Origin of the sequence: Psychrobacter sp. JB385, assembly GCF_900163785.1 — a bacterium.
Lineage (GTDB): Bacteria > Pseudomonadota > Gammaproteobacteria > Pseudomonadales > Moraxellaceae > Psychrobacter.
In genome coordinates this window covers 381,695-394,992 of the sequence record NZ_FUKN01000001.1, presented here as the reverse complement: position 1 = coordinate 394,992, position 13,298 = coordinate 381,695, and the positions used below count along the sequence as shown (strand labels likewise).

The 13,298-nt window shown below is 41.8% G+C and carries 11 protein-coding genes; 1 reads left to right on the top strand and 10 read right to left on the bottom strand.

Annotation, left to right across the window (positions count from 1 at the left end):
• Window positions 1-237 precede the first annotated feature (237 nt).
• The 4 genes from CZ794_RS01715 to CZ794_RS01700 form a co-directional block, all read right to left on the bottom strand.
• Window positions 238-1,872 (bottom strand): CTP synthase, encoded by a 1,635-nt coding sequence (locus tag CZ794_RS01715; protein WP_087039907.1) that lies wholly within the window; start codon window positions 1,870-1,872, stop codon window positions 238-240.
• Window positions 1,873-2,061: 189 nt separating this feature from the next.
• Window positions 2,062-3,189 (bottom strand): porin, encoded by a 1,128-nt coding sequence (locus tag CZ794_RS01710; RefSeq protein ID WP_087039906.1) that lies wholly within the window; start codon window positions 3,187-3,189, stop codon window positions 2,062-2,064.
• A gap of 159 nt (window positions 3,190-3,348) precedes the next feature.
• Complete coding sequence (locus CZ794_RS01705; RefSeq protein WP_087039905.1) at window positions 3,349-4,410, bottom strand: porin; 1,062 nt, start codon at window positions 4,408-4,410, stop codon at window positions 3,349-3,351.
• A 544-nt stretch (window positions 4,411-4,954) separates the two neighbouring features.
• Window positions 4,955-7,153 (bottom strand): malate synthase G, encoded by a 2,199-nt coding sequence (locus tag CZ794_RS01700; protein WP_087039904.1) that lies wholly within the window; start codon window positions 7,151-7,153, stop codon window positions 4,955-4,957.
• A gap of 587 nt (window positions 7,154-7,740) precedes the next feature.
• Here CZ794_RS01700 and CZ794_RS01695 point away from each other — a divergent pair.
• A complete protein-coding gene (locus tag CZ794_RS01695) occupies window positions 7,741-8,421 on the top strand; it encodes a tRNA-(ms[2]io[6]A)-hydroxylase (protein ID WP_179207222.1) in 681 nt (226 codons plus the stop codon).
• Window positions 8,422-8,573: 152 nt separating this feature from the next.
• On the opposite strand, the gene CZ794_RS01690 is transcribed toward CZ794_RS01695, so the two are convergent.
• The 6 genes from CZ794_RS01690 to mtgA all read right to left on the bottom strand — a co-directional run bounded on the left by CZ794_RS01690 (window position 8,574) and on the right by mtgA (window position 13,271).
• Window positions 8,574-8,780: a hypothetical protein gene (locus tag CZ794_RS01690; RefSeq protein WP_087039903.1), complete on the bottom strand. Its 207-nt coding sequence runs from the start codon at window positions 8,778-8,780 to the stop codon at window positions 8,574-8,576.
• A gap of 60 nt (window positions 8,781-8,840) precedes the next feature.
• Entirely contained in the window at window positions 8,841-9,221 is a 381-nt protein-coding gene (locus CZ794_RS01685; protein WP_087039902.1) for a hypothetical protein, read from the bottom strand.
• Between the two features lie 85 nt (window positions 9,222-9,306).
• On the bottom strand, window positions 9,307-9,558 hold the full coding sequence (locus CZ794_RS01680; RefSeq protein WP_087039901.1) for a hypothetical protein: 252 nt from the start codon (window positions 9,556-9,558) through the stop codon (window positions 9,307-9,309).
• Between the two features lie 83 nt (window positions 9,559-9,641).
• Window positions 9,642-9,812, bottom strand: coding sequence for a hypothetical protein (locus CZ794_RS14040; protein WP_179207214.1), 171 nt, complete (start codon window positions 9,810-9,812; stop codon window positions 9,642-9,644).
• 348 nt (window positions 9,813-10,160) lie between these two features.
• Window positions 10,161-12,353, bottom strand: a complete 2,193-nt coding sequence (gene ppk1 / locus CZ794_RS01675; RefSeq protein WP_373407879.1) for a polyphosphate kinase 1 — start codon at window positions 12,351-12,353, stop codon at window positions 10,161-10,163.
• Window positions 12,354-12,584: 231 nt separating this feature from the next.
• Window positions 12,585-13,271: a monofunctional biosynthetic peptidoglycan transglycosylase gene (mtgA, locus tag CZ794_RS01670; protein WP_087039900.1), complete on the bottom strand. Its 687-nt coding sequence runs from the start codon at window positions 13,269-13,271 to the stop codon at window positions 12,585-12,587.
• Window positions 13,272-13,298: the final 27 nt, after the last annotated feature.

Sequence of the window (13,298 nt, the reverse complement as noted above, 5' to 3'; positions counted from 1 at the left end):
TATCCCACATTGTAACCGATAGCGCCGTTAAAAAAAGTATACAAGCGTAATTACCTAAGATTCGCAGTAATTGCTGCTCTAAAATTAGAACCTTTTACCCAGACACAAACACAAACACAAACACAAACACAAACACAAACACAAAAATATAAGCACAAAAAAAAGACCGATCCGAAGATCCGTCTTTTTTAAAACCAATAGAGCAATACAGTTCTAAGAGTTGTTTATATTTAACAATTACTTAGTATCGCTGAAATTTTTTGCTGCTTTTGCAAAGCTATTAAACAACGGATGACCACCGCGTGGTGAGCTGGTAAATTCTGGATGGAATTGTACCGCGATAAACCATGGATGCTCAGAGATTTCTACAGACTCTACCAAATGCTGCTTGGCAGAATAGCCTGAAATCGTCATCCCTGATTGCTCTAGTGGCTCTATATAGCGGTTGTTCATCTCATAACGATGACGATGACGCTCAGTGATATTGCTTGCGCCATAGATTTGACTCAGCTTACTGCCAGAAACCAATTCGGCTTGCTGTGCGCCCAGACGCATGGTACCACCAAGATCAGAATCATCGCTGCGAATCTGTAGTTCACCGCGCTCATCCAACCATTCAGTGATCAAACCGATAATAGGCTCTGCGGTTTTGCGATCAAACTCAGAAGAATTGGCATCAATGTTAAGCACATTACGAGCGTACTCGATCACAGCCAACTGCATACCAAGGCAGATACCCAAATACGGAACCTTGTTTTCACGGGCATAAGTAATGGCTTTTATTTTACCATTGGTACCACGCTCACCAAAACCACCAGGCACTAAGATTGCATCAGCTTGGCTCAAACGAGCAAACAGACTATCATCGCTTTCTAAAAGCTCAGCATCAATATAGTCAATTTTTACATCAAGCTTGTGCGTGATACCCGCATGTAGCAACGCTTCATTGATCGATTTATAAGCATCAGGTAGCTCGACGTATTTGCCAACCATTGCCACAGTCACGGTTTCTTCAGGGTTGAGCTGGGCTTCGACAACTTTGTCCCAATCGCTCAAATCCGCTTCTGGCACATTAAGACCAAAACGCTCACAGATAAGATCATCAAGGTCTTGCTCATGGAGGGTACGCGGTATTTGATAAATACTCTGCGCATCTTCACACATGATGACCGCACGCTCTTCAACGTTGGTGAATAGAGCAATCTTACGACGGTTGTCTTGTGAGATATGGTGATCAGAGCGGCAGATCAAGATGTCAGGCTGCAAGCCAATAGAACGCAGCTCTTTTACTGAATGCTGCGTTGGTTTGGTTTTGGTTTCGCCTGCACTCGCAATATAAGGAACCAGCGTTAGATGCATAAGCATGGCTCTATTACGACCAAGCTCTACTTGCATCTGACGCACGGCTTCCATAAAAGGTAAAGACTCGATGTCACCAACGGTACCACCAATCTCAATGATAGCAATATCGTAGCCCACGCCACTTGCCAAGATTTTATTTTTAATCTCATCAGTAATGTGAGGGATAACTTGTACCGTGCCACCCAAATATTCGCCACGGCGCTCTTTATTGAGAACGTTTTGGTAGATACGACCACTGGTGAAGTTGTTGCTCTTACTCATTTTTGAATGACGTAAAAAGCGCTCGTAATAGCCCAAATCTAAATCCGTCTCTGCACCATCTTCGGTGACAAACACTTCGCCATGCTGAAACGGACTCATCGTCCCTGGATCGACGTTAATATACGGATCCATTTTGGTCATTGTGACGGTCACGCCACGGGCTTCTAAGACCGCTGCAAGAGAGGCTGCGGTGATACCTTTTCCTAGTGAGGACACTACCCCACCGGTCACAAATATAAACTTGGTCATAGTATTCTGTCGGTAATTGGTAAAGAAGGATTTTACTAAAAATACGCCATAAAATATAGGGCAAAACAAAAACTCTTTTAAACTCTTCGCACTTAATTCGTATTTATTAAAATTGTCCTAATTAGAGCACGTCCTCAATTCAATCGATAACCATCTAAATATAGTGACTCACTTTAAATAAAAAATTTATTAAAACAAATACTCTAGTCCGCCGCCTGCGGCCACTACCTTGATATCGGCCACTTCACGTGTCTCATCCATAGGGTTGGTATAGTCAGTTGAGTTTTGACCAATATAAGCGTGGGCAATGATATTGTCTTTAAATTCATACTCACCGCCGAGCACCATCTGTTTGGACTCATTATTACCAATACCATTTAAATTATCAGTTTGATTGTACTGAAGATAAACTGAGGCCGGATGAGCAAACTGCTTTAAATGCATATTAGCACTGACAATTAACCCTTTTTCTATGCTCGCCTCTTCAAAATCATAATCAGCTTGTTGATAAACGGCGCCAAGTGTTATAGGTGCTTTCATATCAATATAATGATCAATATCCAACGTCATCGTACCGCGAATAACATCGCCGCCGTAGTTAACTTGTCCGTCAACGTTTTTATCGGTGGCAAAATCCAGTGCATTGATACTACCGTTTGCCTCAATGTCTCGACTAAAAGCAAGTCCAGTGGTAATACCTTTATTCGACGAGTATTTTGCATAAGCACCAAAACCAGCACCGCGATCATCACTGTTTTCATTGGTGGCATACTGCATCACTAGGTCAACAGGAACGGTTTCAAATTTCGGTGCAATCCATACGATAGAATTGTTTTTACGAGTATAATCGAGCATGTTAAGCGCTGAGACAGTATTATTTGAATCAAGCGTGGTTTTACCCAAGTTATCCCAGTAGGCGCGTGCCACCATCGGATCATAAGCATAGCCTAGTACTGACGTATTACGTCCAACACGCAGCTCACCAATGTTTTTATTCTTAACGCCCAGATACGTGTCTCGACTGTTAAAAGCGCTATCACCAGAGCCATCAATCTGAGTACCGTACTCTAAACGATAGATTATTTCTGTGTCATCGGTCAGTGCTTCAGATCCGCGAATACCCAATCGTGAGAAATTTGAGTTGATCTGTACAAAGTCGCTATCAGTACGCTCAAAACGATTTTGTCGACCATTATTATTGACGCCAATATCGCTATAATCAGTGGTCAAAAAAGCTTTGCCGTATATCTCAGGTGCAGCATGTACGGTAGCTAAAGGCAATATTGTCATGCCTGTCATTAAAAATAAGCGCTTCATCAAAATACCTTTGTCTTATAATATCTAATTCTATAATGCTAAAAATCTTAAGATGCGTTTTTCAATCGCCCTGTTATATCTAGCAAAACTTGTTGGATAATATCAAAAAAAAACTCACCCCGAAGGATGAGTTTTTATAATCAGATTCTAATGATTAGATTAGAATTTGTATTCTAGACCAGTACCAACGACAACTACTTCGGCATCGCCTCTAGTAACTACCATACCACTGTCTGTATTAAGTGTCTTAAGATCATCAGCACTGTTTACACCAGCATAGGCATGAGCAATGATGTTGTCTTTAAAGAAGTACTGACCACCAACAACGATCTGATCTGAGTCTGAACCATCCCAGCCATTTAAGTTGTCAGTTTTGTTGTACTGTGCATATACGTTCGCTGGACGAGCAAAGTTAGTTAGGCCCATGATAGCGCTAACAACCAAACCTTTTTCTTTCTTAGTATCGCGTGCATAGTCATAATCAGCAACTTGATATAGAGCACCAAGTGTTACAGGGGCTGCGATGTATTTGCCTAGATCAACACTAGCAGTACCACGGATGATATCACCGTCGATGTTTTGATCTTTGTCATATGCTACACCAGCAGTGAAGCCTGTGCCTTGATCAAACATTGCAGCAACACCAAAGCCAGAATTATTATTGTAGTCATCATCATCAGAGTTGTACATTGCAAACATTTGTAATGGTAGACCATCATACTTTGGTGACGTCCAAAGAACTGAACTTGGGATACGGTTACTATCCGCCATATTTAACGCGTCAACAACTTCACTTTCTGTATCGTTATTACCTAGGTTATCCCAGTAACCTTGGTTAACAACAACATTGTTAATTTTGTCTAAGCTAGATTGGTTTTTACCAACGCGAAACTCACCATACTGCTTGTTGGCTAAACCAAGATACGTATCACGGTTAGTGAAACCATCTTTGTCACCATCAACACGCGTGCCATATTCCAACTGATAAATAACATCAGTATTAGCAGTCAAAGCTTCAGAACCCTTAAAACCCACACGTGAAGCATGAGAGTTGATTTCTACTGTGTCTTCATCAAAATCATCTCCACCAACAACACGTGAATCAAAGTCAGCGTTCACATAGTCAGCAGCTAAGAATGCTTTACCATAGACAGTTGGAGCTGCGTTGGCTGCAGATACAGATAGGGCAGCAACTGTTGTAGCTAAAAGTAGTTTTTTCATGGGGTATCTCCACTTTACAATTTTAGTAATAAGCGAGCTATTATTAGCTGGTGCTCACAATGGTATCGTCACAAATCCTCAAAGATATAATGTGTAACTGGCTACCGAGATTAGTCAGAAACAAGTGTGGCGAAGTTATATTACAGTAAGATGAAAAAACCATGACTTACATAACTATGATTAAAATACGTAACTGCCATGTAAACTAAGGTCTTTATCGGTCTATTGCGTAACATCCGTTACCAAACTCATACTTCGAGTACAAGCATAACAACTTTGACATAATTTGCAACATATTTTTTCTCTTTTTAAACTTATAAATTATTCACCAAAAATTTGTTGCTCAATAGCTAAGGCGCCAAAAAAAATCCCTATCTAGTCAACTAGATAAGGGTTTTATTGATTAATATTATTACTAATAAATTGAAACCACTTTAACGAATATACTTTTACCATCGCGAATAACGCACTATTTATTCATGAATAAATAGTGCTAACAAAAGCGATATATTCTATTTACGATGGGTAATAAAGAAAAATAAGCTTAGCAGTTTGCCTTCAAATCGAGACGGGCTTTATGCAATAATGGCTCAGTGTAACCACTGGGTTGCTCGCGTCCTTTAAATATCAAATCACAAGCGGCTTTGAAAGCATAAGAGCCATCAAAATTGTCTGCCATCGGTTGATAATCATCATCGCCTGCGTTTTGCTCATCAACGACTTTGGCCATGCGCTTCATTGTCTCCATCACCTGCTGCTCATTGACCACGCCATGATGCAGCCAGTTAGCGATGTGCTGGCTTGATATGCGTAGAGTCGCTCTGTCTTCCATTAGACCCACATCATCGATATCGGGCACTTTAGAGCATCCAACCCCTTGATTGACCCAGCGTACAACGTAACCCAAAATCCCTTGCGCATTGTTGTCAAGCTCTTGTTGTTTTTGCTCTACTGTCCAATTGTTGTCTTTGGCCAATGGAATGGTCAAGATATCATCCAAACTTGCGCGTGCGCGAGACTTTAAACGATCCTGTACGTCTGCGACATTTACTTGGTGATAATGAATACTATGTAAGGTGGCGCCTGTGGGTGATGGCACCCAAGCCGTCGTAGCACCCGATTGAGGATGCGCCATTTTGGTCTCCATCATCTCTCTCATCTCATCAGGTTTTGCCCACATGCCTTTACCAATCTGGGCATGTCCTTGTAGACCTGTTTCTAGACCAATGTCGACGTTCCACTGCTCATAGGCGGGTTGCCAAGCTTGTGATTTCATCTCCCCTTTTGGCACAAATGGACCTGCATTCATGCTGGTATGCATCTCATCACCTGTACGGTCCAAAAAGCCTGTATTGATGAAAATTACGCGCTCTTTTGCTTGGCGAATGGCTTCTTTTAGATTTACCGTCATGCGGCGCTCTTCATCCATAATTCCAATTTTAAGACTGTGACGTTTTAAGCCTAACAAATCCTCTGAGGCATTAAAAAAATCATTGGCCATTTTGACTTCTTCAGGACCATGCATTTTTGGTTTAACGATGTACATGGAGCCCTTACGCGAATTCGATAATTCGTTTCTACCATTAAGATCATTGAGCGACAATAGTGGAGTAATAATACCATCCATTAGGCCTTCGAAGATCTCCTCTAAGCCATTACCCAAATCGACCAAAATAGCCGGGTTTTGCATTAAATGACCGACGTTGCGTATCAATAGCAATGAGCGTCCTGGCAAGATAAGCTTGCCACCATCTGGTGTATTGTATTCACGATCAGGATTTTGCTTACGCGTGCGCGTCTTGCCGCCTTTTTCAAAGGTCTCTTGCAAATCACCATTCATCAAACCAAACCAGTTGCGATATACCTCTACTTTCTCCTCTGCATCGACCGCAGCAACAGAGTCTTCACAATCTTGAATAGCGGTAATCGCTGACTCAAGGAGTACATCATTGATGTGAGCAGGGTCATCTTTGCCGACCGGATGGCTGGCATCGATCTGAATCTCCACATGCAAGCCATTATTTTTTAGTAGTACACCAGTAGGCTGTTCAGCGTCACCGACAAAACCGACAAACTTGCTAGTATCTTTTAATGTCGTACGACCATCACCTTGAGTCACTTCAAGCTGACCATCAACCACTTTAAAACCTGTCACATCCGTATATGAGCCCGTGGCTAAAGCAAAATTGTCATCTAAAAATTGCTTGGCGTAAGCGACGACAGCCGCACCGCGAGTTGGATTATAGCTGCCCTTCGCTTCTTGACCATTATCATTGCTGATAACGTCTGTACCATATAAGGCATCATATAAGCTGCCCCAGCGTGCATTGGTGGCATTTAGTGCATAGCGAGCATTACGTACTGGTACGACCAACTGAGGTCCTGCAATATGTGCGATTTCGTCATCAACGTTTTCTGTACTAACCGCAAAATCATCGCCTTCTGGCAGTAAGTACCCAATATCTTGCAAGAACGTTTTATAAGCAGGATAATCGATTTGACCATCTTTGGCAGGGTGTTGTAGATGCCACTGATCAATCTGTGCTTGGATTTTGTCGCGGGTTTCTAACAAAGCCTTATTACGTGGCGTAAACTCTTTGATAACTTTCTCAAAACCTGACCAATAACTCTCTGAATCAACACCGACTTTTGGCAGTACTTCGTTTTCAATAAAGTCATATAGCTGCTGGTCGATGGCAAGAATGCCTTTTTGAACACGATTGGCGTTAGAAGACTGACTCATGTTGTTATCCTTATCTATTCATGAAGTGTATTAATACGAATGGCTACTACCCTATTAAATATTTGATGATTTGGCAGTGCTCCTTAGTTTAGATGGCACCTATTGCTCTGACTCAAATAGATATAAGCAGATCTCATCCTGCTGTCTGCTGCTTTATATCGTAGGGGCAATTGCTATAATATGTCCCATCATTTATTACGTAACTGCTACTCAATCCTATTAATCAGTTTATATGACTGGCAATCAAAGTACGTCGTTAATAAAATTAAGTACAATAGAGCAAAATCTCATCCTACTATCAAATAAAGAAATAAACAAGAAAACACCATTCACCAAGTAAATATTGGGGTTGTATATTAATGATACTCTATGCATCATCTGTCCTAAAGCGTTTTACCCGTACTCTTCGGTCGAAAATGGATACATAGATGTAAAGCAAATCATCATCGTTAGCTAAGTTCTAATAGAATATACTTTGCTCAATATTTGCACCCGATTACGACATAACACATTCAACTATGACCAATACTATGAATAAAGAAATCAAAAATGTAAGGCCTGACCCTGTCGACGTCACTAACAATGGTATGAATGACACAGTTGATACCAGCAATAATGTAGCAGAAGATAGCGTTGATATCGCAACACTGCGCACGCCCATCAAAGTAGATTTGTCTTTTGTTTACGACTTTTTGGGCGCTAGAACCACGCAGTCTTGGGTTGATGCAGCGATTGCAAATTTGCCTTTGATCATACAAGATCATGCCAACTGTGAAAAAAAGGCGGCTGGTACCGCAATGAATATGATGTTCCGCTATGAGTTCTCTTATGACTTGCAGTGTAAGCTGGCGCAATTGATCAGAGAAGAGATGCTACATTATGAGCAAGTGCTTGGTATCATGAATGATCGAGGACAAGACTGGGAGTATCTCAGTGCTGGGCGATACGCCAAAGGCATGCTAAAACACAAGCGCACTTACGAGCCAGCAGCGATGATAGATGTGCTCATTATCGGCGCATTTATTGAAGCGCGTTCGTGCGAGCGGTTTGCAGCATTAGCAGAAGTGATCAATGATGAGCGGTTGGCAAAATACTATCGCTATTTATTAAAGTCAGAAAGTCGCCATTTTGAGGATTATCTGGCACTGGCGCAATCACTGTCAGAAGACAGCATCGATGAGCGCGTGGCTTTCTTTAAAGAAGTAGAAGCTGAATTGATATCCAGCCCCGATACTGAGTTACGTTTTCACAGTGGCGAGCCTGTCTAACTCACACTCAGCTCGCTTATTACTAGTGCAGTTAAAAAAGGTATAGTCACTGTTCCGAATGATGTATTCGGAACAGTGACTATACCTTTATATATTAATGTATATAACATGGATAATACTAGAAGACAGACGCCCTAGCTGATAGTACGCGGTTATTTGTCACTTTCCATTAGTGAGCTGTCATACTGTTTATTATTTTTGGCAATATGGTGCGGGTCATGATCTTCAGTAGCTCTTTCAGCCGCTGCGGGATTTACTTTTTGCAACGCATCATCAGGAACGATACCATTGTTGTCACCTGTATCTTTTAACTGATAACCAGTATTCGTTTGTTGTTTATCATCATCGGGTAAGCTCATCTTCATTCCTTAGTATGTATTCCATATTGATATGGCTTCTTACCGAAATGCCATCCTGCATTATCTGTTGCTGTTCTTTTGATCAGGGTTCAGTACACGTGTCTGAGCGTTGTCAATATTGGCATAACGATTCATGTCATTAACGCTATAACTATCAGGGGCTTCACTACCAACAGTATCTTCGTTGATGTTGTCATCAAAGCCATTACTCTCTTGATCACGACGATCAGGCTGGCGTGCTGGATTGTCATTATCATTGACATGTTCTGAATCAACCACATCTTCTGTAAAAGTATCTGTGCCTTTGTTTCCAGTGATATTTTTTTCGATCTCATCATGATTAATAGGGTGCGTATCCATTGTGCGACTTTCAGCTTCTGTATGATGCGCATCGGTTTCTGTAATTCGAGATTTGGTTAACGCTGGGTCTTTGGTTTCCATTATTGTATCCTTATCATTATTATTAAATTGGTTTGTCCACATGGCGAAAATGCTTGCACATTTTACGATTTATCATATGCTGTTGTTATTCATTACCTTTTTGACTTAAGTCATACGCATTCAAATCGGCAACATTTTTGCCACCAGCAGGCAAGTCTTCTTCTTTACGAGGATCCACGTAGATTTCATCTGTTTCTTGTGAATCTTGCTCAGGTCCATCAATATTTGGCTGATACTTTCGACCTTCATAGCTGTCTTTGGCATTATTGATATGCGCTGCCGCTGGATCTCTAACTGGCACAGCTTCTTCATCATTTGGATGACTATTAGTTAACATCACTTGCTCCTCAGGCTGATAACTCAAACGTTCATTAAATAGTTATATTGGGAATAAAATCATTCAATATAAAACCATCTAAGCTATTTGTCCGTACGTAAGTCATCTTCAATAAATGAGGTTTGCTCTTCCTCACTTAATGGCTCAGGTGTGTTTACTTCTTTACTTTCTTCAAGATTGTCCGCAATTTTCTGACTGTCTGCTTGCGCTGCTGCTTTATTGATGTCCGAGCTATCATTGTTAGTATTACTCATAATCTGTTCCTATTGTCGTTATTATTAAACTTTTGATTTTTATATATTTTTAAACTATAGCGGTAGTTCTATTACACTTTTGAATCATAGGTCATAGATGAATACGACTCTAATAAGCCTACTGCTTATCCTGTTTAGTATAGGAATAATATGAGGGTTGCTACCAGTGTGCTGCCGTATCAATGTGTGAATAAATGTGAGGTTACAAGACAGTTTGTAACTCTGATAATTTATATTTTCATAAAAATAAAAAACCGAGCGTTGACAATATCAATGCTCGGTTAAATTGAATACTAAAGGTGATTATTTAATCATTACCTTTACTCTCTATCTCAAATGATATCATTATTACTGAGTATAAGTGGTCGGCTCTTCTACACTATTAATGGTTTTGAGCAAATACGCTTGCGCTGTGTGCGGCGTCTCGCCAGCAGCAGGCTGTATCTGTCGCCAGACGCCATTGCCATTTAATTCCCACGCTTGTGTGTTGTCTTGTAGGTAATTGAGCAAACCATCTTCATATACTTGCTTAAACAACTTTTTATTTTCAATTGGAAACGCCACTTCTACTCGGTGGAACAAGTTACGATCCATCCAATCAGCGCTACCGCAATATAAGCGCTCCTCTCCATTATTATAAAAATAATAGATACGCGTATGCTCTAAAAAGCGACCAATCACAGAGCGCACTGTGATGTTTTCGGACAAGCCTTTGACTTGCGGACGTAAGCAACACATAGAGCGTAAAATCAGCTCAATCTTGACTCCTGCTTGTGACGCATCATATAGCTTACCCATCAATCGACGCTCAGTTAAGGCGTTGGCTTTGATGATAATATGCGCGCGTTTGCCAGCCTGTGCATGCGCAATTTCATCATCAATAAAGCTCATGAGTTTTTCGTGCAATGTAAAGGGAGCATGCAGCAGCTTTTTGAGGTTGGCAGGTTTACCCATCCCTGTCAGCTCTTGGAAAATTTTGTGTATGTCTTCTGAGATATCAGGATCTGCGCTAAATAACCCATAATCGGTATACACCTTGGCATTGGCAGCATGATAATTACCTGTACCTAAATGCACATAACGGCGAATACGGTCATCTTCACGGCGCACAATAAGCATCAGCTTGGCATGCGTCTTGTAGCCGACAATACCATACACCACTATTGCGCCCGCTTCTTGTAAATAGTTTGCCACAGCAATATTTGACGCCTCATCGAAGCGCGCACGTAGCTCGATGACAGCCGTCACTTCTTTACCGTTACGAGCGGCGGCAGCCAATGCTTTAACAATTTCTGAATTGGTGCCTGAGCGATACAGCGTTTGCTTGATGGCGAGCACTTTTGGATCGCTTGCTGCTTGCCATAGCAAATTGATAATGGGCGAAAACGCATGAAACGGATGATGTACGAGCACATCGCTTTTGCGCATGGCTGCAAACATACTTGTCGCCTTGTCCAGCTTGTCCATCTCACGGCGGAATTCTTTTGGCACGACATGAGTAAAAGGCTGATAACGCAGGGCGGGAATATTAAAATCAAATAATAAGCGTGTTAAATTAACAGGGCCATTGACTCGGTACAATTGATTGTCATGCAACTCGAACTCATTAAGTAAGTAGTCACTGATGTGTACGGGGCAATCAGTGGTGACTTCCAAACGTACCTTGTCCCCAAAACGACGGTTCTCTAGTTCGCCCTCTAGCGCTTTGGCGATGTCCTCGACATCATCAGCCAAATCCAAGTCAGCATTGCGTGTCAGTCTGAACTGATGGCAGCCTGTTACGCTCATGCCAGGAAATAAGTCACCGATGTGTTCGTGAATAATGGCCGACAACATCACATGATGCTCTTTACCACCTGTCAATTCGTCCGGCAAACGAATTACGCGCGGCAGACTGCGCGGTGCTGGCACAATGGCCAGATTAATATCACGACCAAAAGCGTCTTTACCTTCCAAGGTTGCGATGAAGTTTAAGCTTTTATTAACCAGACGCGGAAACGGGTGCGCAGGATCAATGCTAATCGGTGTCAATACAGGCGATACTTGCTCTATGAAGTAACGCTTCATCCAAGCGGACTGCTCAGCATTGAGCTCATCACGCTTTAGGTAACGGATGTCTTCGAGCGCAAGGGCGGGCAAAATATCCTCGTTAAGAATACGATATTGCTCATCGATGGCGTCGTGAGTAATGGTAGAGATTTCATTGAGCAACTCGCTAGGACGCATACCATGAGCGCTGGTCGACACATCCCCCATGCTAAACTTTTGCATGATACCCGCCACACGAATCTCAAAAAACTCATCGATATTTGAGGAAAAAATCATTAAGAAAAATAAACGCTCAAGCAGCGGATGGTGTGGACTGGCGGCCTGTGCCAAGACACGCAAATGGAACTGTAATAATGACAAGTCGCGATTGATATAGCTGCTGGGTGAATAGCTGCCATCTTCTGAGCGTTGCCACTCGACCTCAACCAATTCTTTACCACGCCTTTCTGTATCAATATCACTATTTACGTCAGTAGCATCATTTATGTTCATTGTCTCATTAGTCCTGATAGCGTTATTCACATCCTCATTCTTCTGATCGTACACATCTGTCACGTCACTACTCCTTTTACGTTATCAATACGCCATCATTTTTTGCACTGTTTTTATGCGTTGTTGCTTTTTGGTGTGGTTGCATTACCCTTTTTTATAGCCGTTATTGATGACAAAACATACCGTTGCGGCTCACAATCCATCCTATTCAAGACGAGTACAACTAAACAATCAATCCGACTGCGGCAAGACTGCGTTTTTCATACGTTTTTTGATAATACGCTGTTTGTTACGTAGACGTCTATCACCTTGATTGTCTTGATAATATTTTGGATTGGTCAGCATCGCAATCAGCAAAGCAGATTCATCGCGATTTAGGTTGGCAGCAGACTTATTAAAGTAGTGCTGAGCGGCAGCTTCAATCCCGTAGATGCCATTGCCAAACTCTGCCACATTGAGATAAGCGGTTAAGATGCGCTGTTTATCCCAAAACGTTTCGAGCATCAAAGTAATCACGGCCTCTTCACCCTTACGAACGTATGAACGATGAGAAGTCAAAAAGAGGTTTTTTGCGAGCTGCTGAGTGATGGTTGAGCCGCCAGCAGACATTTTCCCTGTCTCTTCGTTTTTCTTACGTGCCGCTTCAATGCCTTTGAAATCAAAACCATTATGCTGGCTAAATGTCGAATCTTCACTCACTATCGCCGCTTGTTTGGCAGATTTTGCGATGGCGTCGTACTCTGCCCACGTTTGGGTGACCGTACCCCCAGTTAAGCGGTGAGTCAGCATAAACATACTATTATTAATAGGCTGGGTCTTCCAAATCAACAGTAGTCCAGCAACCAACACATGGAACGCGACCACTATCATTATCAATGCCAATAATAGTCGTTTGATAAATTTGCTAAAACTTGCCATGTGAGATACCCAAATGATTAAAAAAAT